This is a genomic window from Kitasatospora sp. cg17-2, assembly GCF_054031055.1.
Genome location: NZ_CM132923.1, coordinates 1,164,391 through 1,188,253 on the forward strand (window position 1 = coordinate 1,164,391; position 23,863 = coordinate 1,188,253).

Consider the following 23,863-nt stretch of genomic DNA (forward strand, 5'->3'; position numbering starts at 1 on the left):
GACGGAGGGCGTACGCGAACCGGCCCCGCCTTGACGTCACCTTGACGGGGGCGACGCTCCTGACGAGGGCCACGGTGCGAGCAGGACGACGCCCGGGAACGGCGACGGCCCCCGGGACGACGCGGAACGTCGCACCGGGGGCCGTCGCACCGGGCCCGCGTCAGGCGTGGCGGGGCACCCGGTGGGTGCCGCTCATCGAGGTCACCAGCGAGTACAGCGAGGTGGTCGCGGTGATGAAGAGGCGGTTGTTCTTGGGGCCGCCGAAGGTGAGGTTGGAGACGGGTTCGGGGACGAGGATACGGCCGATGAGGGTGCCGTCCTCGGCGTAGCAGTGGATGCCGTTCTCGAACGCCGCCGCCCAGAGCCGGCCGTCGCGGTCGAAGCGGATGTTGTCGAAGCGGCTGCCGTCGCCCTCGATGTGGACGCCGCCCCCGGCCAGGGTGCCGTCCTCGCGGATGTCGAAGGCCCGGATGTGCCCGGCGCGGCTGTCGGAGACGTAGAGCCGCTGCTCGTCGTGGGAGAGCAGGACCCCGTTGGGGCCGCGGAAGCCGTCGGCGGCGAGCTGGACCTCGCCGCTGTCCGGGTCGATCCGGTAGAGGTTGCAGGCGCCGATCTCGCTCTCGGCGAGGTGGCCCTCGTAGTCGCTGGTGATGCCGAAGTCCGGGTCGGAGAACCAGATCGCGCCGTCCGAGCGGACCACCGCGTCGTTGGGCGAGTTGAGCCGCTTGCCCTGGAAGTGACTGGCGAGGACGGTGACCGTGCCGTCGTGCTCGGTGCGGGTCACCCGGCGGTTGCCCTGCTCACAGGTGATCAGGCGGCCCTCGCGGTCGAGGGTGTTGCCATTGCTGTGCCCGGCCACCGGGCGGAGGACGCCGACCGTCCCGGTGGACTCGTCCCAGCGCAGGATCCGGTCGTTGGGGATGTCGCTCCAGATCAGCTGCCGCCAGGCGGGCACGTAGAGCGGGCCCTCGGCCCAGCGGCAGTCCCCGTGGAGCTGTTCGAGCCGGGTGTCCCCGTAGGTGCAGGGGCGGAAGCGGTCGTCCAGGATCTCGTACAACCCGAACTCAATCTGACCAGACATCATTCATGTCCTATCGCAAACAGCCGAACGTGGTTCCGATGATCATGAGTATGGCAGAACCAGGTATGGTTCCACCATGGCGATCGAAAATCTGGACGACACCGACCGGGCCCTGGTGGCGCTGCTCCAGCAGGACGCGGGCCAGGCCTACGCGGCACTCGGCCGGGCCGTGGGGCTCTCCACCGCCGCCGCCCACGAACGGGTGCGCAAACTGCGCGAGCGCGGCGTCCTCCGCCGCACCACCGTGGAGGTCGACCCGAAGGCGCTCGGCCTCGACGTGCTGGCCTTCGTGATGGTCGACTCGTCGGCCTGGATGGGCGATTCGGCCGGGGCGTTCGCCGCGATCCCCGAGATCGAGGAGGCCCACGTCATCGCCGGTGCCGCGTCGGTGCTGGTCAAGGTGCGGACGCCGACGACCGAACAGCTCCAGGACGTGCTGCGCCGGCTCTACGCGATCGAGGGGGTCAACGGGACCCAGGCCACCGTGGTGCTGGAGTCCTTCTTCGAGCGGCCGCCCTCACCGGCGCTCTGACCGCGGCCGGCCTTCCGACCGCCGCGGGACATCCGACCGCCGCCGGAAACACGGCGGGTCCGCCCGACGGGGGATCCCCGCCGGACGGACCCGGCCGCACTACGGGCTGATCACATGTTGATCATGTGACCGGCCAGCCCGTGGATCGCCTCCTTGACCGCCTCGCCCAGCGTCGGGTGCGCGTGCACATTGCGGGCCACCTCGTGCACGGTGAGGTCCCACTGCTGGGCCAGCGTCAGTTCCGGCAGCAGCTCGGTGACCTCGGGGCCGATCAGGTGGGCGCCGAGCAGCTCGCCGTGGGCGCCGTCGCTGATGACCTTGACGAAGCCGATCGGGTGGCCGAGGCCGTGCGCCTTGCCGTTGGCCGTGAACGGGAACTTGGAGACCTTGACGTCGTGGCCGAGCTCGCGGGCCTGCGCCTCGGTGTAGCCGAAGCTCGCGATCTGCGGCTGGCAGTACGTCGCGCGCGGGATCATCGCGAAGTCCAGCTCCATGGTCTCCACGTCGGCGATGGTCTCGGCCGCGATGACGGCCATCGACTCGGCGGCGTGCGCCAGCATCAGCTTGGCGGTGACGTCACCGATGGCGAAGATGTGCGGGACGTTGGTGCGGCCCCGGCCGTCGACCGCGATCGCACCCCGCTCGGTGAGCCTGACGCCGGTGTTCTCCAGGCCGTAGCCGTGGACGCGCGGCGCGAAGCCGATCGCCTGGAGGACCTTGTCCGCCTCCAGGACCTGCTGCTGCCCGTCCTTGGCGGTGACGGTGACCTTGACCTTGGCGGCCGGGTCCTTGTCGTCGATCGAGTCCACCCGGGTCGAGGTGAGCACCTGGATCCCGAGCTTGCGGTACTGCTTGGCCAGCTCGGCGGAGACGTCCGCGTCCTCCAGCGGCACCATCCGGTCGAGGAACTCCACGATGGTGACCTGCACACCGTAGTTGTGCAGCACGTAGGCGAACTCGACGCCGATCGCGCCGGCACCCGCGATGACGATGCTGCCCGGCAGGTCCTCGGTGAGGATCTGCTCCTCGTAGGTCACCACCCGGTCGCTCAGGCTGGTGCCCGGCAGCAGGCGGGTGCTGGCACCGGCGGCGATGACGCAGTGGTCGAAGGTGACGACCTCGAAGCCGCCGCCGTTCAGGGCGACCTGGAGGGTGTGGTCGTCGACGAAGGTGCCGCGGCCGTCGTACTCCGTGATGCCGTTCTTCTTCATCAGGTAGTGGACGCCCTTGACGCGGCCGTCGGCGACGGTGCGGCTGCGCTTGAACGCCTCGCTGTAGTCGAAGGTGACCGTTCCCTCGACCTTGATGCCGAAGGTCTTGGCCTCCTTGGTGAAGATGTGCGCGAGTTCCGCGTTGCGCAGCAGGGCCTTGGAGGGGATGCAGCCGACGTTCAGGCAGACCCCGCCCCAGTACTTCGACTCCACGACGGCGGTCTTCAGACCGAGCTGGGCGGAGCGGACGGCCGCGGTGTACCCACCGGGACCGGCCCCGAGAACGACGACGTCGTAGTGCGTACTGCTGCTCATGGTGCTGATCCTCCGAGGGTGTCACGGTGTCGTGCTCTCGCCGTCCATGGTGTCAGGCCACCGCTCCGCGCACCCGGCGGACCCCCGATCGCCCGGCACCGACACGCCTCGGGCCCCGCCCCCAGGAACGTGGGGGCGGGGCCCGAGGCGGGACAAGGCCTGGTGGGGCCGGGGTCAGGCCGGGGTCAGGACGCGACCTCGTGGGCGTGGCTCTCCTGGAGGCCGCCGCCGCTGCCCACCTGGCCGTCGGTCTGCTTCGGCGCGACGGGCGCGGTCAGCGAGGAGAGGTCCCAGGCGTAGCGGCCGACGGCGTTGGCGATGGCGTCGATGTTGAGGTCGAAGGCGGCGAGGTCCAGGTTGTCCAGGTCGTCGCAGGCCTTGTGGTAGCACTTGTCGAACGCGACCCCGGCGGTGCCGCCGTACCTGGCCGCCTGCTCGGCGGTCTTGATCACCTCGGCGCCGGTGTCGGTGCCGCCCGCCGGGATGCCCGCCTCGATGAACGGTCCGTAGTCGGAGCGGCCGGTGAAGTCGGTGCCCTCGTGCGGGACGCTCCAGTCGTCGAAGAAGTCCGTGATCAGGCGCTCGATCTGGGCGGAGCCCGCCGGGCCGGGGCCCGAGCCGACGTGGTCGGAGTCGTCGCCGTCGTAGACGAACTGGGCCGAGTTGGGCGAGGCGATCATGTCGAAGTTGAGGTAGAGCCGGATCTTCTTCTTCTCCGCCTCGGAGAGCGAGTTCACGTACGCCTCGGAGCCCTTGAGGCCGAACTCCTCGGCGGACCACCAGGCGAACCGCACCTTGTTCTTGACCGGCTTGGTGCCGAGGTTCTTCGCGACCTCCAGGATGCCGGCCGAACCGGAGCCGTTGTCGTTGATGCCGGGGCCCTCGACCACCGAGTCGAGGTGGGAGCCGACCATGACGACGTTGTTCGGGTCCCCGCCCGGGGTCTCGGCCAGCACGTTCCAGGTCTTGCGCTTCTCCATGAAGGTGCGCAGGTCCAGGCTGACGGTGACCGGCCCGGCGGCGGCCTTGGCGGCGAGGGCCTCACCGGCCGCCTTGCTGGTGCTGCCGACCGGGAGCCGCCCGGCGTCCGGCTCCACCAGGGTGCCGCTGAGCTCGGCGTCGGTGTTGTTGTACACGACGGCGGCGGCGGCGCCCGCGGCCGCCGCGGCCGCCTGCTTGATCGCGAAGCTGCAACCGCCGCGCTTGATCAGCGCGACCTTGCCGGTAAAGGCGCCGGCCGCGTAGTCGGACGCCTCGCAGCCGGTGGTGTCGTCCACCGGGACGACCGCGAGCGGGGCGGTGATGCCGCCCGCCGGGCCGCTGAGGGAGTAGGTCATGGCCTTCAGCGGCACCGTCTCGGCCTGCGGGGAGACGACCGCGAACTTCTCGGAGAGGGCCTGGAAGAAGGTGTACTCGAACTCCTGCTTGGAGACCTTCAGCCCGGCCCGGCGGGCCTGGTCGTAGACGTACTGGGCGGACTGCTCGTGGCCCCGGGCACCGGCCACCCGGGTGCCGCCGTTGCGGTCGGCGAACCGCTGGAACGCCTCCAGGGTCCCGAAGGCGTCGTCGGCGTCACTGCCCGCGATCAGCCGGGCCGCCAGCTTCGCGCCGTTGCGGACCGGGTCCGTCTCGGCGGCGGCGCTGCCGGTGCCGACCAGCAGCAGCGGGGTCACCAGCGCCGCGACCGCCAGCGCGGCGCCCGCCGCCCGGCGGGTGGAGGCGGCCTTGGAGCGGGGTGCGATGGCCGGCCGACCGGTCCGAGCGTTCAACGTGAGTCCTTCCGACGGTCTGTGGGTCTCCCGATTTGACATGCTCCGGGACGTCTTGCCAACCCCGGCGCGAAAGCTGACCGGATGCGGACACCCCGGTCTGCGGCGATGCTGGAGGAGGTGGGGCCGTCTCTTCCGGGAGTGTGACCAGATGTCCATGATGGATAAGCTCAAGGGCCTGCTCAAGGGCCATGAGGACCAGGCCGAGAGGGGCGTGGACAAGGCCGGCGACATGGTCGACGACCGGACGCAGGGCAAGTACAGCGGCCAGGTCGACATGGCGCAGGACAAGATCAAGGACCAGCTGCGGGACGACCGGCCGCCGCAGTAGGCCCATCGCCTCGGACCCCCCGAGCTCCAGATCCTCGGACCGTCACGCAGTCACCCGGTCCGTTTCGGGCCCGTGCGCGCGCCTTTCGGCGCCCGTACGGGCCTGGTCGCATTTTCGGACTTTACATACTCATTACTATTGATCCGGTTGCGCGTTCGCGTTCCGTACGCGGTCAGGCGCCGGAGTTCCCCCTGCCCCGGCGCGCCCGTGTCGACGTCCGTGCCGACGTCCGCGTCCGTGTCCGCGCACCACCGAGGGAACTCCCCCTGACGAGAGGACTGCCGCCGTGTCGATCGCCCGTGTCCGAACCACTCCGCTGCCCGGTGTCGGCGTCCAGTACGACCTCACCACCCGAGAACAGCGGCACCTGTCGGTGATCGCCCACCGCGACGGCTCACGCAGCCTCAACGTCTACCGCTCGGACGACCCCGACGCCTGCTCGCAGGCGTTCCGGCTGACGGCGGAGGAGTCCGCCGCCCTGGTCGACGCCCTGACGCCGGCCCACCACAACCCGGCCATGCTGCACACCACCGACCTCGGCCTGGTCGCCGAACGGCTCCCGGTCGACGGCACCTCGTACTGGAACGGGCGGCTGCTCGGCGAGACCCGGATGCGCACCGAGACCGGCGCCTCCATCGTCGCCGTGCTGCGACGCACCGGCGCCGTCCCCTCGCCCGCACCGGACTTCCGGCTGGCCGGCGGGGACACGCTCATCGTGATCGGCACCCGCGAGGGTGTGGACGCGGCGGCGGCGATCCTGGAGCGGGGGTGATCGGGGGGTGCACACCGCCACCGTCTTCATCGAGCTCGGCTCGGTCATCCTCGTCCTCGGTCTGCTCGGCCGGATCGCCGGCCGGTACGGCTTCTCGCCGATCCCGCTCTACCTGCTCGGCGGCCTCGCCTTCGGCACCGGCGGGCTGCTACCGCTGAGCGCCAGCGAGGAGTTCGTGGCGACCGGCGCCGAGATCGGCGTCGTCCTGCTGCTGCTGATGCTGGGCCTGGAGTACACCGCCGCCGACCTGGTCACCAATCTCAAGGCCCAGTACCCGGCCGGCGCGGTCGACTTCCTGCTCAACGCGATACCCGGCGCGCTCGCCGCGCTGCTGCTCGGCTGGGGCCCGGTGGCGGCCGTGGTGCTGGCCGGGGTCACCTGGATCTCCTCGTCGGGCGTCATCGCCAAGGTGCTCGGCGACCTCGGACGGCTGGGCAACCGGGAGACCCCGGTGATCCTCAGCATCCTGGTGCTGGAGGACCTCGCGATGGCGGTCTACCTGCCGATCCTCACCGCCCTGCTGGCCGGGGCCGGCCTCGTCGCCGGCTCGATCACCCTCGCCATCGCGCTCGCCACGGCGGGGGCGGTGCTGTTCGTCGCGCTCCGCTACGGCCGGCTGATCTCCCGCTTCGTCTCGCACGACGACCCGGAGAAGCTGCTGCTGGTGGTGCTGGGGCTGACGCTGCTGGTCGCCGGCATCGCGCAGCAGCTCCAGGTGTCGGCGGCGGTCGGCGCGTTCCTGGTCGGCATCGCGCTCTCCGGCGAGGCCGCCGAGGGCGCGCACACCCTGCTGAGCCCGCTGCGGGACCTCTTCGCGGCGGTGTTCTTCGTGTTCTTCGGCCTCAGCACCGATCCGACCAGCATCCCGCCGGTGCTGCTGCCGGCGCTGCTGCTGGCCGCCGTCACCGCCGTCACCAAGGTCGCGACCGGCTACTGGGCGGCCCGGCGGGCGGGGATCGCCACCCGTGGACGGTGGCGGGCCGGCGGGGCGCTGGTGTCCCGGGGCGAGTTCTCGATCGTCATCGCCGGGCTGGCCGTGACGGCCGGCATCGAGCCCGGGCTCGGGCCGCTGGCCACGGCGTACGTGCTGATCCTGGTGGTCACCGGGCCGCTGGCCGCGCGGTACACCCAGCCCGCCGTGGAGCGGCTGGGCGCGGTGTTCGCACGGCGGCGGGGCGCCTGGGTGCCGGAGGCACGGGCGGGCGGGGCTGCGGCGGGAGTCGCGGCCGGGGCTGCGACCGGGGCTGCGGCCGTGGTCGCTTCCGGGGTCGCTTCCGGCCCGGCCGCCGAGGTGGTGCTGCCCGTGCAAGGTGCGGGGGTGGAGCCGGTGGAGGACTCGCCGGACGCCGAGGACGTACTGGATCCCGGACCCGATCAGGCGCTGGACGGGCTGTCGCGCTGAACCGGGGACGCACCTGATTCCCCCGCCCCCGGGCGGCTCACCTTCGGTGATCCGCCCGGGGGTTTTCGTTGCCCGGCTCCTTCGTCCGGGTCGTCCGGCTCGTCCCGTCCGCGCTGTGCGCGTTGTCAGCGCCCTCCGCGCCGCTGCCGCAGTTCTCGCAGGGGCCGGGGCCCGACCGCTCGCGCACGCGTCCGCAGTCCTCGCACACCCGGTCCAGCCAGCAGGCCGACTCGCCGCCCTCGTCCATGCGGCGATTGTGCCCCCGGGCCGGACGGGAGCGCGAGTAGACAGTGTCTACTCGATCTTGATAGACACATCCCCATGACCGAACAGGACAAGTCCGTCGGCCTGCGCGCCCGCCTGGTCGCGGCCGGGGTCGAACTGCTCGCGCTGGAGGGCGTCCACGCCCTCACCCTGCGCGAGATCGCCCGCCAGGCCGGGGTCTCGCACGGCGCCCCGCGCAGGTACTTCGCCACCCATGCCGAACTGCTCGCCGCCATCGCCGGACACGGCTTCGGCGAGCTGGCCACCGCGCTGGGCCTCGACGCACCACCCCCCGTTTCCGTTTCCGCTTCCGCTTCCGCTTCCGCTTCCGCCGCAGCGGCCCGGCACCGGCTCGACGAACTCGCCCACGGCTACCTCGCCTTCGCGGCCGAACAGCCCGGCATGTTCGAGCTGATGTTCCGCCACGACGTCCTGGAGGGCAGCGGCGCGGAGCTGCGCCGCACCTCGCTCCCCCTCTTCGAGGCCGTCACCCGCCTGGTCGCCGCGATCCGGCCGCCCGCCGGGGAGCGAGACGAGGACGGGCCGCCGCCGACCGTGGTGGCGGCGGCGCTCTGGGCCAATCTGCACGGTCTCGCCCAGCTCCGCGCCTGGGGCAGTCTCCGCCTCGCCACCGGCGGCGACAGCGTCGAACCCCTCCTCCGCGCCACCCTCGACGCCCACCTCGGCCGGGAGACCGGGTGACGCCCGCCCGCACCCGGCGCCTCACCCTCGTCGGCAGCGTCCTCGGCGCCTCGGTCGTCGCCCTCGACGGCACGGTGCTCACCGTCGCCCAACCCAGCCTCCGCCGCGACCTGGACACCTCCCTGGCCGCCGTGCAGTGGACCAGCACCGCCTATCTGGTCACCGTGGCCGCCCTGCTGGTGTTCGCCGGCCGGCTCGGCGACCGGTTCGGCCACCGCCGGGTGTTCGCGATCGGCGCGATCGGTTTCGGCGCCGCCTCGGCGTGCCTCGGCCTCGCCCCCGGCATCGGCTGGGTGATCGGCCTGCGCGTCCTCCAGGGCGTGGCGGGCGCGCTGCTCCAGCCCGCCACCCTCGGACTGCTGCGGGCCGTCTACCCGGCCGAACTGCTGGCCCGGCCGATCGCCTGGCGCACCAGCGCGATCGGGCTCTCGGCCGCCGCCGGTCCCCTGGTCGGCGGCGCCCTGACCGCCCAACTGGGCTGGCGGTCGGTCTTCTTCCTGACGGTCGCCCCCGCCGCGGTCGCCGGGGTCGCGGCGCTGCTGGTCCGGCTGCCGGCGGAGACCGAGGCCGCCTCCGTCTCCGCGCCGGGTTCCGGGCTGGACCTGCCGGGCGCCGGACTGCTGGGCGGCGCGCTGGCCGCTCTGGTGTTCACCCTCGCCGAGGTGCCCGAGCACGGCCCGTCCCCGACCGTCTGGCTCGGACTGGCGGCCGCGACGGCACTCGGCACCGCCTTCCTCCGCCACGAACGGCGGACCCCGCGCCCGCTTCTGCCGCCGGCCGTCCTCCGGGCCCCGACGGTGGCCCCCGCGCTGGGCGTCCTGCTCACCGCCTCGGCGGCCCTGTTCGGCACGCTCTTCCTCGTCACCTACTTCCTCCAGGACGTGCTCGCGCTCGACCCGCTCGCCTGTGCGTTCCGGGCACTGCCGCTCGCGCTGGCGATGGTGGTGGCCGCGCCCGTCTCGGCGGCCCTGAGCCGACGTCACGGTCCGCGTCGGACGGTGGTGGCGGGGATGTCCTCGCTCACCCTGGGCACCCTCCTGGCCTCGGGCTTCGGCCCGGACACCTCGGCCCTCGTGACGACCGCGGCGTTCCTGCTGCTGGGCACCGGCTTCGGGGCGGTGATGGCCACCGCGACGACGGCGGTCGTCCGCGCCGCGCCGCTCGGGGCCGCGGGGGTCGTGGGCGGGCTCCAGCAGACCACGATGAACATCGGGCCCGCCCTCGGCGTGGCCACCGCGACCACCCTCGCCGCCGGCCGCCCACCGGCCGAAGCCCTCACCCCGGCCGTGCTCGCCCTGGCCGCCGCGGCCGCCACCGGCACCCTCCTCGCCACCCGCCTGCCGACTGCCCATAGGCCCACCGCCCCCGCAGCCGACGCTCCAGGACACTGAGTGCTGAAGCCCGGCGTGGCCGCGCCGCGCGGACCGCGGCCACGGTGCTCGGCGCGAGGCCGACGCCCCCTGCTCCCCGGCGGTGCCGGTGAGCAGGGGGCGCTCGCGGGGTTCGCCGCCGGGCCCGGACTTCAGCCCTGCCGACCTGTTTCGACGATCTTCATGACGAACGGCGTGGAGTTGTTGCCGAGGTGGAGGATGTCGTCGATGCTGCTGACGCTGACCCGTCCGCCGGTCAGATTCCCGAGCGGAGCATCCTCGGAGACCCTGACCGGGACGAGGGCGGTGGCGCTGTCGTCCACATTGAGGCCCGCCGGGAAGACGCACCGGACGGTCCAGACGCCGAGCAGGCCCTGCGTCGCCTGGCAGTCCTCGGGGAAGTAGGGCTCCTCGGGTGTGACGCCGCGCGGAAGGCGGACGCTGACGGTGAAGCTGTTCGCGGTCTTCTGGGGGCCTCCGTTGGCGACGAAGCCGTGCACCGTTGTCGAACCGCCCGGCGTAGCCGGGTCCGGGTCGAGCCGAACCACTTCCAGGTCGGAATTCGACGGCAGGGCCGCCTGGGCCGTCGTCGCGGGCACCAGCACGGCCATGAAGGCCGCTCCGGCCACCAGGGCCAGGCGCCCGGTCCTGATGCGGCGAGCTCTCGTACGAGTCACTTCCGCTTTCCTTCCGACAGGGTGGAGAATTCAGGCGCAGCCGTGCGGCCGTGCCTGGTGCCCATCGTCTGCGGGGTTCCGGGCCACCGCGCGGCCTGGTGGTTCGTGGTTACTCCATCGGGTGAGAGGGCAGCGCCCTCCCCCGGGCCGGCGCCCGTCCGGAGCGAGCAGTGCGACCGCCCCAGCAACCCGCCGGCCACCTACGACTACCGGGGCCCTGTCCGCACCCACGCCGCGTCCATCGGCTCACCTCGACCCGCCCCAAGATCAACTATTGGACCGACTCCGGGCCGGCACCGACGGCGTCCCGCACGAACCGGCGCAGGTGCGCGCGCACCATGTCGGGCTGTTCCAGCCAGGGCTCGTGCCCCGCGTCCTCGATCCGGGTCAGCGGAAGAGCCAGCCGGAGCGCCAGCGATTCCAGTGCCGACATCGGACGGGGATCGTCGACCCCACCGAGGAGCTCCGCCCGGGCGGGCAGGCGTGCGCGCAGTTCGGCGAGGTGGCCGTCGAGCGGATCGGCGCGTCCTTCCGCGCCGAGTTCGGCGTTCATGGACCAGTTGACCGGTCGACGCCGCCGGGCGCCCTCGGCCGCCCAGCGCCACCCGCGTTCGGGATCGGCGTGGTCGGCGAACCAGGCCAGGGTGAGCAGCTCGACCTCCTGCTCCTCCGTGCGCTGCGACAACTCCTCCAGCTCATGGAGCCGTTGCCGCTGGGCCGCGGACATCCGGCGGCCGCGCTCCGCTCGCTCCCCGGTCCGCCAGTCACCGACGAACGGCCCGCACATCAACAGCACGGCGCGCACCCGGTCGGAGTGCCGCAGACAGAACCGGCTCGCCAGACCGGCGCCGTAGGAGTGCCCGATCAGCACAGCCCCGGACAGCTCCCACGCGTCGAGGAGTTCGGCGAGATCCTCGACGTGCCGGGCGAGGGAGTGCTGCCCCTGCCACGGGGACCGCCCCGTGCCGCGCTGGTCGTAGCGGTACACGGGCGCGAGGTCCGCGACCATCGGGGCGACGTCGTCCAGATAGTCCGGCAGCCCGGGACCACCGTGGAGCAGGACCACGGCCGGCCGCCGAGTCGTGTCCCCCAGGGCCTGCCAGTGCAGTTGCGCCCCGTCGGTCGTCGGTACGAGGCCTTGCGTCTCCGTCAGGGTCACCACCGGGAGGCTACCGGCGTCGCCGATGCTCCGCCAAGGTCGGTCGTCGGGCCGTGCACCCCAGCCACGTGATCCACAACCTCCGTCCCTCAACCTCCGTCCCTCGCAGCTCAAGGACGGCGCACGCTCCGGTCCCGGAAATCGATCGTACGCAGCTCAAGCAGACGCGTTCCGCTCGATCAACCGAATTTCTGACGCCTCCTCAGGCCCGTTCCGGAGCGGTCCGTCCCCGGTGGCCCCGGCCCGGCGGCGGGGCAGCGGGAGCAGGAGCAGCGCGAGTTGGACCAGGGCGCCGATCGTCATGCCGGCCCAGAGGCCGCGGACCCCGAACGGACCCGACAGGGCCGCGCCGGAGGCGAGCTGGGCGGTGAGGCCGAACAGCACCGCGACCACCGGCCGTCGGCCTGCGCCGGCCGCCTGGTGCACGCCGCCGAGGGCGACCACCAGCGCGTAGGGCAGCAGGTAGAGGCCCGCCATCCGGAGGAAGCCGACGGCCTCGCCGGCCACCGCCGGGTCGTCGGTGAACAGCGCGGCCACCGGTCGCGCGGCCGCCGCGCAGAGCAGGGCCGCACCCGCGCCGAGCGCCCCGGCCAGCCCGGCGGTGTCGCGGGCGAGGGAGCGCACGGCGGCGGCGGGGTCGACGCCGGCCCGCCGGGCCGCACCGGTCAGTCGGGCGGCCTCGATGGCGGCGGCCTGCCGGACGGCGTAGAAGGCCATGGTGACGATCAGCAGGACCCGGTAGCCCACCCCGTACCCGGCCACCGCCGGCACGCCGAAGGCCGCGACCAGGCCGAGCTGGACCGTCCCGACACCCATCCGCGCGGTGAAGTCCAGGCCGAACGGCGCGCCGGTCGCGGTGATCGCGCGCCCCTCCGCGAGCAGCCCCTCCGCGGGCGGCCCGTCCGCGAGCAGCCCCTCCGCGGGCGGCCCGTCCGCCGGGGCCGGCGGCCGACGTCGGCGGCGGAGCAGGGCGGTGACAGCGAGGGCGACCGCCCGGGAGGCGGTCAGCGCCAGCGCCGCGCCGGTCACGCCGAGCGCCGGGAACGGGCCGGGCCCGAGGATCAGCAGCGGGTCCAGGACGAGCAGCAGGGCATTGCCGAGCAGGGCCGTCCGCAGCGGCGTCCGGGTGTCGCCGACGCCCTTGAACAGCTCGTCGGCGATCCGCTGGGCGAAGAACAGCGCGAAGGCCGGGAAGGCCACGGTGAACCAGTCGGCGGCGAGCGCGGCGGCCTCGCCGTCCAGGAAGGCGCCGGCGATCCGGTCCCGGGCCAGGAAGCCGGGGACGGCGATCAGGAGGCTGCCGAGCGCGCAGAGCCGCCACGCCGCCCGGGCGACCCGACCGGCCCCGGCCCGGTCGCCGGCGCCGTGGGCGTGCGCGAGCCGCACGGTGGTGCCGGACGCGACCACCAGGACCAGGCCGAGCAGCAGGTTCTCCACGGTGCCGGCCAGGGTGACGGCGGCCACCGCCGGTGCGCCCAGCCCGGCCACCCAGTAGGCGCCGACGACCGAGGCGACCACCCCCGAGAGCAGTTCCCCGTAGACCGGTCCCGCCAGTGCCACGAGCCGTGGCAGATGCCCCCGCATGCGTCCTCCGCTGTCCCCGTCGGCCCTCGGTGCCGACGACTTCGACACCTCGATTACCTCGAATAGAGATACATCGAATCGATGCACCTCGGCAAGAGATATCGTGACGCCGTCACACCCGCGCACCACCGCATCCGCGACCACCGCAACGGCGACGCGCCGCGCCGCCGGAACGCCACGACGACGGAGGACCCCCGACCGTGCTGACGCTCGCGATCCTCGGCTTCCTGCACGACGAGCCGCTGCACGGCTACCAGTTGAAGGCCCTGATCACCGGCCTGACCGGGCACGTCCGCCCGGTCAGCGACGGCGCGCTCTACCCCGCGATCACCCGACTGGAGAAGGCCGGACTGCTGCTGCGGCGCACCGAGCCCGGCACCGGGGCCGCCCCCCGGCAGGTCCTGGAGCTGACCGCCGAGGGGCGCGCCGAGCTGGAACGGCGGCTGGCCGAGCCCACCGAGGTCGAGATCTCCGACCAGATCCGCTTCTTCACCGTCGCCACCTTCCTGGACCGCCTGGCCGACCCGGCCCGGCAGGCCACCGTCCTCGGACGGCGGCTCGCCTTCCTGGAGGCGCCGAGCAGCTTCTTCTACGACGCCGACGGGCTCCCGGTCACCGCAGAGCGGGAACCCAACCCGTTCCGGCGCGGCATCCTGCTGGTCGCCCGGGCCTCCGGCGCGGCGGAGCGGGCCTGGCTGACCGAGACGATCGCCGAACTGGAACGCGAGGTTCCGAACGCCTGACCGGACCGCCGGACACCTTGCCTCCCGAGGGGCTCCCGACGCCGTGACGGGTGACTATGATGACCGCCACCCCCGCGGCCGGGCCGTCCGGAATCCCGGCGCCGCCGCGAGTGGCCAGGTCACGGGCCGATCCCGACCCGCGCCGTCCGCACCCGAGGGAGACCCCCGTGCCCAGTGCCGACATCGCCGCCGCCGCGGACACCGCGCCCACCGCGACCGCCGCCGGCGCCGACCGGTCCGCGACCGGCCCCGGACCGGGCGCACCGCGCCCCGCCGCGCGCCGGGAGGACATCCCCGGCTGGTTCTTCCGCCTGGACCAGGAGGCCTTCGGGCACCTCCTCACCGCCCAGAGCGCGGCCGGCACCACCGGCGACATCCTCGAACTCGGCAGCTACCTGGGGCGCAGCGCCGTCCTGCTCGGCGACCACCTGCGGCCGGGCGAGCACCTCACGGTCTGCGACCTGTTCGACTCGGAGGCGGGCGACGCCGACAACGCCGCCGAGATGACGATGTCCTACCGGGCCTCGCTCACCAGGAGCGGCTTCGAGGCGAACTACCTGGCGTTCCATCCGGAGCTGCCGACCATCGTGCAGGCACCGACCTCGGTGCTGGCCGACGGCCGGGTCCCGGACGGCAGCTGCCGCTTCGTCCACATCGACGCCTCCCACCTCTACGAGCACGTGGCCGGGGACATCGAGGTGGCGCGGCGGGCGCTGTCCGGGGAGGGCCTGGTCGTGCTGGACGACTACCGCTCGGAGCACACGCCCGGTGTGTCGGCGGCGGTCTGGCAGGCGGTGTTCACCGGCGGGCTGCGGCCGGTGCTGCTGACGCCGATGAAGTTCTACGGGACGTGGGGCGATCCGGAGCCGGTCCGGCGGGCACTGCTGGCGCGCGACTGGCGGGCGGAGGGGTTCACGGTGGACGAGGACACCATCGCCGACGCGTCGGTACTGCGGCTCAACACCGTGGTCCGTCCGGCGGCCCGGCGCTCGGGCGCGCGTCGGCTGCTGCTCGACCTGCTGCCGCCGGTCGCCACCCGGTCGGTCCGGCGGGCCCTGGGCGCGCTGCGGACGCGGCGCAGGCCGGGGGCGTAGCGGAGGCGGCGGGCGCGGCGGGCGCGCCGGGCCACCGGCGGGGCCGCCGATAGGGTCGCCCGGTCGGGTCCGCCGACCGGGCGGGCCGGGCGCCGCACCCGTGGAGGGCTCCGAAGTGCCGTCGAGAACACCCGATTCGCCGCAGCCGCCGCTCGCCCCCGAGCCCGCCGCACCCGCTCGGTCCGTCCGGCTTTCGCGGGGCCCGCAGAGCCCGCAGAGCCCGCAGGGCCCACCCAGCCCGCAGCTCCCGCAGCTCCCGTCGGACGAGGACCTGGTCGAGGCGCTGCTGGGCCTCGCGGTGCCGTTCGAGGAGGTGAACGGCCTGCTGGCGGCCCGGGCCCGGCTGGACCGCGACCGGGGCCTGCGGACGTTCTTCGAGGACATGCTGCGCACGCAGGCCGAGGCCGTGGGAACGCTCGGGCGGCCGGCCGGGCTGGACCGCGACTGGGCCGCCGGGACGGCCGGCGGCGAGGGCCTCGCCACCCTGCTGTTCGTCGCACTGGCCCCGCTCGCCCGGGCCCACCACCGGGCGCTCGGCATCCCGGCGGAGGTGACCCGGTCGACACTGGCCGACCTCGGGCGACAGCTCGCGGTCAGCCGGTGGCGCGGTCGCACCGGACTGGGCAACGCGCGCTGGCTGACGCTGCACTTCCGGGGCGAGCTGTTCCAGCTCGGCCGCCTCCAGTTCCAGCGCACCCGGCCCACCGGCGCCGACGCCCCGGCGGCCCGGGCCGGGGGCGCCGAGGAGTGGAGCCTGCAGCTGCACATCCCCGACCACTGCGGGCCGCTCTCCCCGGCGGCCTGCGACCGCGCGCTGGACCGGGCCCGGGTGTTCTTCCCCCGGTACTTCCCCGGGGAGCCGTACCGGGGCTGCCACATCTTCTCCTGGCTGCTCGATCCGCAGCTCGCCGACCGCCTGCCGGCCGAGTCGAACATCGTCCGGTTCCAGCGGCGGTTCTCCCCGCTGGAGCGGTCGGACCGGACGGACGGGTCGGACCGGCCGTCGGGGCCCGAGGACAGCAATCCGCTGAAGTTCGTCTTCGGCGACATCGACCGGCCGTTGGAGTCCCTCCCCCGCGACACCGTCCTGCAGCGCGCCCTGGTCGACCATCTGCGGGCGGGCGGCCACTGGTACGTACGCGGCGGCCGGCTGTCGCTGGAATGAGCATTCCGATAAATCAGATCGGACTCACTCCAACGAGGGAACATCCATTAAAGATTTGCCCACGGAACATTAAAAAGCGCATAGTGATGATGCCTCAGTTCGCCATAGGGATGGCCAACTTTAGGCAAAGTTCCGTGCATGTCGCGCACGGATCCCCGGCAGGCGAGGAGATGGCGTTGCGTCACGAGAACCTTCACGACGGCTACGGGCAGCGGCTGCGCGAGCGGATCGCCGCCCCGGGGACGGCCCCGCTCATCGGTGTCTACGACATGTACTCCGCCTCGATCGCGGCCGAGCACTACGACGGCATGTTCGTCTCCGGCTTCGGCTTCGCGGCCTCCTACTACGGACTGCCCGACATCGGCTTCATCGCCTGGCCGGACATGGTCGCCTTCGTCGAGCGGCTGCGCGGCGCCTTCCCCCGGCACCACCTGCTGGTCGACATCGACGACGGCTACGTCGACCCCGAGGTGGCCTGCCATGTGGTGCGGCGGCTGGAGCGGATCGGCGCCTCGGGCGTCATCCTGGAGGACCAGAAGCGGCCGCGCCGCTGCGGCCACGCCGACGGCAAGCAGGTCCTCCCCCTCGACGAGTACCTGGAGAAGCTGGACCAGGTCCTCGCGGCCCGCACCGATCTGGTCGTGGTCGCCCGCACGGACGCCACCGAGGAGGCCGACATCCTGCGCCGGGCCGAGGCCCTCGCCGCCACCGACGCGGACGTGGTGCTGGTCGACGGCGTACGCAGCGAGGGGTGGATCCGGAGGATCCGCCGGGTGGTGGGCGACAAGCCGCTGCTGTTCAACCAGATCGCCGGCGGCAAGTCGCCCCGGCTGTCGCTCTCGGAGCTGGGCACGCTCGGGGTGGACGTGGCCATCTACAGCACCCCGTGCCTGTTCGCCGCCCACCGGGCGATGGACGAGGCCCTCGCCGGCCTCAAGGTCGCGGACGGTCGGCTGCCGGCCGAGGCCGGGGGCCGCCAGCCGGTCGGCGTCCGCGAGTCGACCGAGCTGCTGGAGCGCAACATCGCCCGCGTCCTGCCCCGCGAGGAGGTGGGCGTATGACGCTCCGCGTGCCCGGTCCGGCCGGGCCGGCTCCGGCGGAGGTGCTCTCGCGCCGGGGCCGCCACCGGGTGCTGGCCGTGGGGCTGGCACTGGCGGCCTGGGCCCTGCTCGGCTGCGCCGTCCCGGGGGTGGCCGTCGGGGCGGGCAGTCTCCTCACCGTGATCGACAACTCCGGGGCGGACTCCATCGTCGAGATCGACCGGACGGCCGACCTCCTGTTCGGGCACGGGTCCGCCGGCAGCGACCACGACGGCTCGACCTCTCTCGTGCCCGGCCTGCTGGGCCTCACCGGAAGCACCGCCGCACCCCCGGCAGCGGAGGAGGACGAGGAATGACCACGGCCCGTCAGCACCGGCCGCCGCCCCCGCCGGAGGCGCCGCGCCCTCCGCCGGGCGGCGGCGAGCGGCGGCGGCCGTGGTGGCGGGTGCTCGACCCCTACGTGGCCGCGCTGGCCGGGGCGGTGGCCCTGGCCGCGCTGCTCCCCGCCTCCGGACGGGCGGCGCACTGGGCCGAGCTGGCCTGCGAGTTCGCGGTGGGGCTGCTCTTCTTCCTGTACGGGGCGCGGCTGTCCACCCGGGAGACGCTCGCCGGGCTGCGGCACGTACGGCTGCACGGCCTCGTCCTGGCCTGCACCTTCGTCCTGTTCCCCGTACTCGGCCTCGCCGTGACGGCGCTGACCCCGCTCGCGGGCACCGGGCCGCTGCGGACCGGCGTGCTGTTCCTCTGCCTGGTGCCGTCCACCGTCCAGTCCTCGGTGGCCCTGACCGGCATCGCCCGGGGGAACGTCCCGGCCGCGATCTGCGCCGGCACCTACTCCAGCCTGGCGGGTCTGCTGCTGACGCCGCTCCTCGCGGCGTGGCTGCTGGGGGCGGGCGCGGCCCTCTCGGCCGACGGACTGCTGCGGATCTGCGCCCAGTTGCTCGCGCCCTTCGTGGCGGGGCAGCTGCTGCGCCCCTGGATCGGCGGCTTCCTGGGTCGCCACCGCCGGACACTCGCCCCGGTCGACCGGGGATCGATCCTGCTGGTCGTGTACACCGCGTTCAGCGGCGCGGTCGAGCAGGGCGTGTGGGCCGCTGTCACACCGGTCGCGCTGCTAGCACTGCTGGCGGTCCTGCTGCTCCTGCTGGCAGCCACGCTCGCCGCCGCCCGGCTCGGCGCGCGGGCGCTGGGCCTGGATCGCGCCTCCGGAATCGCGGCGGTGCTCTGCGGCTCCCAGAAGAGCCTGGCCGCCGGACTGCCGATGGCCACCGTCCTGTTCGGCCCCCGGGCGGGTCTGCTGGTACTGCCGCTGATGATGTACCACCAGTTGCAGTTGGTGGCCGGCGCGCTCCTGGCCGGGCGGTGGTCCCGGGCATCCGGGCCCCCGTCGGACGGACGGGGGCCCGGATGCGGTGGCGCAGGGTCAGCAGGCGCTCTGGCAGAGCGTCACGTACCACGCGGGGTTGAAGTCGAACGAGCCCTCCCTGCTCACCGCGTAGCTGCTGCGGATGGTGTGGCCGCTGGCGTCGGTGATCTTCATGAAGGCACCACCGGTCTGGTTGTTGAACCAGGAGCCGGCCCCGTTCCAGTTCGCCAGGCTGTAGGTCTGGTAGTAGAAGAGGTCGAAGCGGGTGCCCTGCCAGCCGGTCCCGGTGTAGAGGCAGACGTTTCCGGCGGCACAGTCCCAGTTGGTGGGGTCGGCCGGGTGACCCTGGACACCTCCGACGCTGGCGCCGTCGTTGTTCCCGGTCGTGGTCGCGCCGGCCGTGGTCGGAGTGAGGGCGAGGGTCGCGGCGCCGGCGAGGGCGACGGCAGCGGTCACGGCGCGCTTGAGGGCGCGCTTGGTCGAGCTCACGATGTGCCTCCAGATTCATGATCCCCGATGGGAGCGCCGATGCGGGAGCGTCCGGGTGGGGCCGGACATGCCCGGTCCCGGTGACCCGGGAGCCGGCCGAACTCCCCATCGGCGCCGACTTCGAGACTCGCCTCACCGCCGGAGCCACGTCCAGGCAGACACCGTTGCCCGTGTCGACAGGAAACGGGAAACGGCCCGGGAAACCTCGCCGACCTGCACGGGCGGATCGGCGGGCAAAAGCTGATGCATCGTCAATGATGTGATGGACAAGGGATGGAGGAGTTTTCCGCTTTCAGGCGCTCGCAGGCCGCCCTGCGGCGAGGATGAGGCGAGCGCGTCAACCTGAAGGGGGACAGGATGAGGCAGGAGGCCGACGAAGCGCCGCAGACTCCAACGGGATTCGGGGCGGAGCTACGACGACTGCGACACGAAAGAGGGCTGTCGCTCACGGCGTTGTCACGGCTGGTCCACTACAGCAAGGGGTATCTGAGCAAGATAGAGAACGGCGGCAAACCCGCCACCCTGGACCTCGCCCAGCGGTGCGACGACGTACTCCGGGCCGACGGCGCGCTGGTGCGGCTGCTCGAACCGGCCCGCGACCGCGCGGCAGTGGAGCCGGAGGCGGGAACAGCAGCAGCGGCAGCAGCAGAGACAGCGGCCGAGTCCGAGGGCGGGGCGGAATCCACGGTGGCGCCTGGCCCGGACGACGGTCCCTGTCCCTATCCGGGACTGGCTGCCTTCGGCCCGGACCAGGCCCGCTGGTTCGCCGGGCGCACCGACACGATCTCCGCTCTGCTCCGCCGACTGGCCGAGCGGGCCGGTCAGGGGCCGCTGGCGGTCGTCGGGCCCTCGGGGGCGGGCAAGTCCTCGCTGCTGATGGCCGGCCTGGTGCCCGCGTTGCGTACGGGTGCGCTGCGCACCGAGGACGGGGTGGAGCGGCGGGTGATGGTCTGCACGCCGACCGCGCACCCGATGACGGTCCTGGGCACCGTGCTGCGCCACACCGACCAGGAGCCGTCGGTCGGGGCGGGCAGCGGACTGGCCCTGGTCGTGGACCAGTTCGAGGAGACCTTCACCCTCTGCACCGACGAGCAGGAGCGCCGGGCCTTCGTCCGCTCGCTCTGCGCGCTCGCCACGGCGCGCCCGGCCACGCTCGTGGTGCTCGGGGTGCGGGCGGACTTCTGCGGGCGTTGCCTCGAACACCCGGAACTCGTCCAGGTGATCGGCCAGGGGCTGTTCGCGCTCGGTCCGATGACCACCGCCGAGCTGCGCGAGTCGATCACCTGTCCAGCGGCCGAGGCCGGGCTGCGGCTGGAGCCGGGACTGGTCGAGGTACTGCTGCGCGACCTCGGCACGCACGGTACCGGCAGTGACGATGTCGGCGGTCATGACGGAAGCGGTCACAACGCCGGTGCGTACGGCTCCGGTGCACAGCAGGGCTCCGATCCACAGCACGGCTCCGATCCACGGCAGGGCTCCGGTGCACGGCGAGGCGGCGGTCCGAACCGGGCGGCGGGCCCCGGGCAGGCCTTCGCCGGCGCCCCCGGCGTCCTCCCGCTGCTCTCGCACGCGCTCCTGGCCACCTGGCAGCAGCGGACGGCGAACACCCTCACCGTGGACGGCTATCTGCGCACCGGCGGCATCCACGGCGCGGTAGCCGAGAGCGCAGAGCGGGTCTTCACCCGGTTCGGCCCGGCGGACCGGGAACTCGCCCGTCAACTGCTGCTCCGGCTGGTGCAGGTCGGGCCGGAGGGTGAGGAGTTCCGACGACCCGTGCCCAGGTCGGAGCTGCTGGCGCCGCTGCCGGGTCCGGCAGCGGCCCAGGACCGCCCCGCCCCGCCCGGCACCGGCACCGGCACCGACGACCGGAACGAGGCCGCACCGGTGCTGGACGCCTTCGTCCGGGCCCGCCTGCTGACCGTGGACCGCGACACCGTCGCCATCACCCATGAGGCACTGCTGCGCGCGTGGCCGAGGCTGCGCCACTGGGTGCACACCGACCGCGCCGGGCTGCTGGTCCGCCGCCAGCTCACCGAGGCCGCCGCCGAGTGGGAGCGCGAACGGCGGGACCCGGCCGTCCTCTACCGGGGCAGCAGACTCGACGCCGCCCGCCAGTGGGCCCGGGACCCGCTCCACCGGGCCGGGCTGACCGCTTCGCAGAACGCGTTCCTGCGGGCGAGCGACGAGCAGGAGCAGCAGCGCCGGGACAGCGCCCGGAGACAGGCCCGCCGGGAGCGTCAACTCATGGTCACACTGGCCGGGTTGCTGGCACTGGCGCTCACCGCCGGGGTGTTCGCGCAGCAACAGCGGACCGCCGCGCTCGACCGGGGCCGGACCGCGACCTCGCTGGCGCTGGCCGCCGAGTCCGCCAGGCTCGCCGCCGGCCGCCCGGAGGCCTCGATGCTCCTCGCCGAACGGGCCTTCCGCGTCGCACCGACACCCGAGGCCCGGGGCGCCCTGCTCAGTACCCAGGCGCAGCCGTTCGCGGGCCGGCTGCTGGGGCACACGGGGCCGGTGAACAGCTGCTCGATCAGTCCCGACGGCCGCCTGCTGGCGACCGCGAGCAACGACGAGACGGTGCGGCTGTGGAGCCTGCCGGACCGTCGGCCGGCCGCGACCCTGACCGGGCACAACAGCGCCGTCCGGACGGTCACCTTCAGCCCGGACGGGCGGCTGCTCGCCTCGGCGGGGTCGGACGGCACGGTCCGGCTCTGGGACGTCGAACAGCGCCGGCCGCCGGTCGTCCTGCGCGGTCACGTCGGGCCGGTCCGCTCGGTCGCCTTCACCCCGGACGGCCGGACGGTCGTCTCCGGCGGCGCCGACCGGACCGTCCGGGTCTGGTCCACCGTCGGCTGGGACGCGCCCACCGCCGACCGCACCGCCACCGCACCGCCCACCCCGTCCGCACTGCCCACCCCGTCCGCACTCCGGACCTCGTCCGCGCTGACACCACTGTCCGGACCCACCACCGCCTCAGGACCGACCACCTCAGGACCGACCGCCTCAGGACCGACCGCGTCAGGACCGACCGCTTCCCGACCGGTCGCCGAGCCCACCGCCGCCTGGGAGGAGCCGCCGCCCGATGCCCGTCTTCTCCTGACCATGACCGGGCACGACGGCGAGGTCCTGGCCGTCGTCACCGCACCGGACGGCCACACCGTCGCCACGGCCGGCGCCGACCAGTCGGTGCGACTGTGGGACATCGGCACCGGCGCCACCACCGCGGTCCTCACCGGCCACCGCGGCCAGGTCCTCGGCCTCGCCCTCACCCCGGACGGGCGCACCCTCGCCACCGGGAGCTCCGACCGCACGGTGCGACTGTGGGACACCGCCAGCGGCACCACCACCGCGACCCTCACCGGCCACAACGACGACGTCAACGCGGTGACCTTCGCGGACAACGGCGCCACCCTGGTGAGCGCCAGCGGCGACGGCGCGGTCCGGCTCTGGGACGTCGCCGGGCGCCGGGTCACGGCCACCCTCGGCGGGCACACCGACTACGTCCAGGGCGTCGCCGCCAGCCCGGACGGCAGCCTGCTGGCGACCGCCGGCTTCGACCAGTCCGCCGTGCTGTGGAACCTGGGTGCGGCCGCACTCACCCCGCATCCCTTCGCGGAGATCTCGCGCGCGGTGTTCAGCCCGGACGGGCGCACGGTCGCCACCGCCGGCGCCGACCGCTCGGTCCGGCTCTGGGACGTCGCGACCCGGCGTGAGAAGGCCGTGCTGACCGGGCACGAGAGCCAGGTCCTCGGCGTCGCCTTCAGTCCGGACGGGCGACTGCTCGCCTCGGCGGGGTCGGACGGCACCGTCCGGCTCTGGGACCTCGCCGCCCTGCGCGAACGGGCGCGGTTCACCGGCCACGTGGGCTCGGTGTTCGCGGTGGCGTTCAGCCCCGACGGCCGGCTGCTCGCCTCGGCCGGCGAGGACCGCACCGCCCGGCTGTGGAGCGTCGAGGGGAACGCCGAGTGGGTCCTGCTCGGGCACGAGGACTTCGTCAACACCGTGGCCTTCGCCCCGGACGGCCGCACTCTCGCCACCGGCAGCGACGACCTGACGGTGCGGCTGTGGGACATCGCCGACCGGCGGCCGACCGCCACCCTGGGCGGTCACACGGGCGCGGTGCGGGCGGTCGCCTTCTCCCCCGACGGCCGCACCCTGGCCAGCGGCGGGAACGACAGCACCGTCCGCATCTGGGACCCGGCCGCACCGGGCCCGCTCGGCACCTTCACGGGTCACACGGGCGCGGTGCGGGCGGTCGCCTTCTCCCCCGACGGCCACACCCTGGCCAGCGGTGGCAACGACGGCACCGTCCGCGTCTGGGAGGCCCCGACGGGCGCGGCGAGGGCGACGCTGACCGGTCTCGGCAACGCCGTCTGGTCGGTGGCCTTCAGCCCCGACGGGCAATCGGTGGCCAGTGGCGGCAGCGACGGCACGGTCCGGCTGTGGCGGCAGGACACCGGGGAGCGGGCGTCGGCCATCTGCGGGCTGCTCGGCCCGGTCGACCCGGAGCGCTGGTCGCGACTGCTCCCGGGGCAGCCGTACCGCAGGGGGTGCGACGGCGGGACGGGCTGATCGGGCGCGGTTCCGGCAGCTCAACGGCGGTTTCCCGACGGCGTTTCCCGTTTCCCGCCGCGATGGGCGACGGCGACCCGCTGGACGCCGTCCGGGCCGGCTTGCCAGGCTCGGACCACCCTCACGGCGCGCACCGTCCGCCGCGCGCCCCGGCATCTGTCCACGCAGCCGGAACGCGGCCGGCATCCAGCGGGCGCCCGGCAGGCACGCAGCAGGACGAGAAGA

At 73.7% G+C, this 23,863-nt stretch carries 18 protein-coding genes and 1 pseudogene; 13 read left to right on the top strand and 6 right to left on the bottom strand.

From position 1 onward, the window contains the following. Positions 1–160: 160 nt before the first annotated feature. Positions 161–1,081, bottom strand: a complete 921-nt coding sequence (locus tag ACW14Y_RS04565; RefSeq protein WP_456985953.1) for an SMP-30/gluconolactonase/LRE family protein — start codon at positions 1,079–1,081, stop codon at positions 161–163. Positions 1,082–1,172: 91 nt separating this feature from the next. Here ACW14Y_RS04565 and ACW14Y_RS04570 point away from each other — a divergent pair, with 91 nt between their 5' ends. Next, complete coding sequence (locus ACW14Y_RS04570; protein WP_380299238.1) at positions 1,173–1,613, top strand: Lrp/AsnC family transcriptional regulator; 441 nt, start codon at positions 1,173–1,175, stop codon at positions 1,611–1,613. A gap of 110 nt (positions 1,614–1,723) precedes the next feature. Here ACW14Y_RS04570 and lpdA read toward each other — a convergent pair whose 3' ends face one another. Both lpdA and ACW14Y_RS04580 read right to left on the bottom strand, forming a co-directional pair. Beyond that, on the bottom strand, positions 1,724–3,139 hold the full coding sequence (gene lpdA, locus ACW14Y_RS04575) for a dihydrolipoyl dehydrogenase (RefSeq protein WP_380299127.1): 1,416 nt from the start codon (positions 3,137–3,139) through the stop codon (positions 1,724–1,726). Positions 3,140–3,324: 185 nt separating this feature from the next. Beyond that, positions 3,325–4,830: a M28 family metallopeptidase gene (locus ACW14Y_RS04580; protein ID WP_380299240.1), complete on the bottom strand. Its 1,506-nt coding sequence runs from the start codon at positions 4,828–4,830 to the stop codon at positions 3,325–3,327. Positions 4,831–5,059: 229 nt separating this feature from the next. Here ACW14Y_RS04580 and ACW14Y_RS04585 point away from each other — a divergent pair, with 229 nt between their 5' ends. The 5 genes from ACW14Y_RS04585 (at position 5,060) to ACW14Y_RS04605 (ending at position 9,770) form a co-directional block, all read left to right on the top strand. After that, positions 5,060–5,239, top strand: a complete 180-nt coding sequence (locus ACW14Y_RS04585; RefSeq protein ID WP_380299129.1) for an antitoxin — start codon at positions 5,060–5,062, stop codon at positions 5,237–5,239. 286 nt (positions 5,240–5,525) lie between these two features. Beyond that, positions 5,526–6,011: a cation:proton antiporter regulatory subunit gene (locus ACW14Y_RS04590; RefSeq protein WP_327064113.1), complete on the top strand. Its 486-nt coding sequence runs from the start codon at positions 5,526–5,528 to the stop codon at positions 6,009–6,011. Positions 6,012–6,018: 7 nt separating this feature from the next. Then, entirely contained in the window at positions 6,019–7,413 is a 1,395-nt protein-coding gene (locus tag ACW14Y_RS04595; RefSeq protein WP_456985954.1) for a cation:proton antiporter, read from the top strand. A gap of 321 nt (positions 7,414–7,734) precedes the next feature. Continuing rightward, positions 7,735–8,379, top strand: coding sequence for a TetR/AcrR family transcriptional regulator (locus ACW14Y_RS04600; RefSeq protein ID WP_456985955.1), 645 nt, complete (start codon positions 7,735–7,737; stop codon positions 8,377–8,379). Beyond that, entirely contained in the window at positions 8,376–9,770 is a 1,395-nt protein-coding gene (locus ACW14Y_RS04605; protein WP_456985956.1) for an MFS transporter, read from the top strand. The genes ACW14Y_RS04600 and ACW14Y_RS04605 overlap by 4 nt, the downstream gene beginning before the upstream one ends. Positions 9,771–9,901: 131 nt before the next feature. Here ACW14Y_RS04605 and ACW14Y_RS04610 read toward each other — a convergent pair whose 3' ends face one another. From ACW14Y_RS04610 to ACW14Y_RS04620, 3 genes are all read right to left on the bottom strand, one after another. Continuing rightward, positions 9,902–10,426 carry a hypothetical protein gene (locus tag ACW14Y_RS04610; RefSeq protein WP_380299134.1) on the bottom strand — a complete coding sequence of 175 codons (525 nt, stop codon included), beginning with the start codon at positions 10,424–10,426 and terminating at the stop codon, positions 9,902–9,904. A gap of 271 nt (positions 10,427–10,697) precedes the next feature. Beyond that, on the bottom strand, positions 10,698–11,585 hold the full coding sequence (locus ACW14Y_RS04615) for an alpha/beta fold hydrolase (protein ID WP_456985957.1): 888 nt from the start codon (positions 11,583–11,585) through the stop codon (positions 10,698–10,700). A 156-nt stretch (positions 11,586–11,741) separates the two neighbouring features. Further along, positions 11,742–13,169, bottom strand: a complete 1,428-nt coding sequence (locus ACW14Y_RS04620; protein WP_456985958.1) for an MATE family efflux transporter — start codon at positions 13,167–13,169, stop codon at positions 11,742–11,744. Between the two features lie 200 nt (positions 13,170–13,369). Between ACW14Y_RS04620 and ACW14Y_RS04625 the strand changes: the two genes are divergently transcribed. The 7 genes and pseudogenes from ACW14Y_RS04625 (at position 13,370) to ACW14Y_RS04655 (ending at position 23,638) form a co-directional block, all read left to right on the top strand. Then, positions 13,370–13,912 carry a PadR family transcriptional regulator gene (locus tag ACW14Y_RS04625; RefSeq protein WP_456985959.1) on the top strand — a complete coding sequence of 181 codons (543 nt, stop codon included), beginning with the start codon at positions 13,370–13,372 and terminating at the stop codon, positions 13,910–13,912. 167 nt (positions 13,913–14,079) lie between these two features. Beyond that, positions 14,080–15,006, top strand: coding sequence for a class I SAM-dependent methyltransferase (locus ACW14Y_RS04630; protein ID WP_380385694.1), 927 nt, complete (start codon positions 14,080–14,082; stop codon positions 15,004–15,006). Between the two features lie 115 nt (positions 15,007–15,121). After that, positions 15,122–16,171: an acyltransferase domain-containing protein gene (locus ACW14Y_RS04635; RefSeq protein WP_456985960.1), complete on the top strand. Its 1,050-nt coding sequence runs from the start codon at positions 15,122–15,124 to the stop codon at positions 16,169–16,171. A 170-nt stretch (positions 16,172–16,341) separates the two neighbouring features. Then, a complete protein-coding gene (locus tag ACW14Y_RS04640; protein ID WP_456985961.1) occupies positions 16,342–17,232 on the top strand; it encodes an isocitrate lyase/PEP mutase family protein in 891 nt (296 codons plus the stop codon). Next, positions 17,229–17,567 carry a hypothetical protein gene (locus tag ACW14Y_RS04645; protein WP_402724833.1) on the top strand — a complete coding sequence of 113 codons (339 nt, stop codon included), beginning with the start codon at positions 17,229–17,231 and terminating at the stop codon, positions 17,565–17,567. Before ACW14Y_RS04640 ends, ACW14Y_RS04645 begins: the two co-directional genes overlap by 4 nt. Beyond that, positions 17,564–18,646: pseudogene (locus ACW14Y_RS04650) on the top strand (bile acid:sodium symporter family protein); the annotation flags it as partial. The gene ACW14Y_RS04645 and the pseudogene ACW14Y_RS04650, both read left to right, overlap by 4 nt. A 777-nt stretch (positions 18,647–19,423) precedes the next feature. Continuing rightward, positions 19,424–23,638, top strand: a complete 4,215-nt coding sequence (locus ACW14Y_RS04655) for an nSTAND1 domain-containing NTPase (protein WP_456985962.1) — start codon at positions 19,424–19,426, stop codon at positions 23,636–23,638. Positions 23,639–23,863: the final 225 nt, after the last annotated feature.

What these genes read in the sequence shown, in the direction of transcription:
- ACW14Y_RS04565 (WP_456985953.1), bottom strand. Translation starts at nt 1,081, where the DNA reads ATGTCTGGTCAGATTGAGTTCGGGTTGTACGAGATCCTGGACGACCGC.
- lpdA (WP_380299127.1), bottom strand. Translation starts at nt 3,139, where the DNA reads ATGAGCAGCAGTACGCACTACGACGTCGTCGTTCTCGGGGCCGGTCCC.
- ACW14Y_RS04585 (WP_380299129.1), top strand. Translation starts at nt 5,060, where the DNA reads ATGTCCATGATGGATAAGCTCAAGGGCCTGCTCAAGGGCCATGAGGAC.
- ACW14Y_RS04600 (WP_456985955.1), top strand. Translation starts at nt 7,735, where the DNA reads ATGACCGAACAGGACAAGTCCGTCGGCCTGCGCGCCCGCCTGGTCGCG.
- ACW14Y_RS04620 (WP_456985958.1), bottom strand. Translation starts at nt 13,169, where the DNA reads ATGCGGGGGCATCTGCCACGGCTCGTGGCACTGGCGGGACCGGTCTAC.
- ACW14Y_RS04640 (WP_456985961.1), top strand. Translation starts at nt 16,342, where the DNA reads ATGGCGTTGCGTCACGAGAACCTTCACGACGGCTACGGGCAGCGGCTG.
- ACW14Y_RS04645 (WP_402724833.1), top strand. Translation starts at nt 17,229, where the DNA reads ATGACGCTCCGCGTGCCCGGTCCGGCCGGGCCGGCTCCGGCGGAGGTG.
- ACW14Y_RS04655 (WP_456985962.1), top strand. Translation starts at nt 19,424, where the DNA reads ATGAGGCAGGAGGCCGACGAAGCGCCGCAGACTCCAACGGGATTCGGG.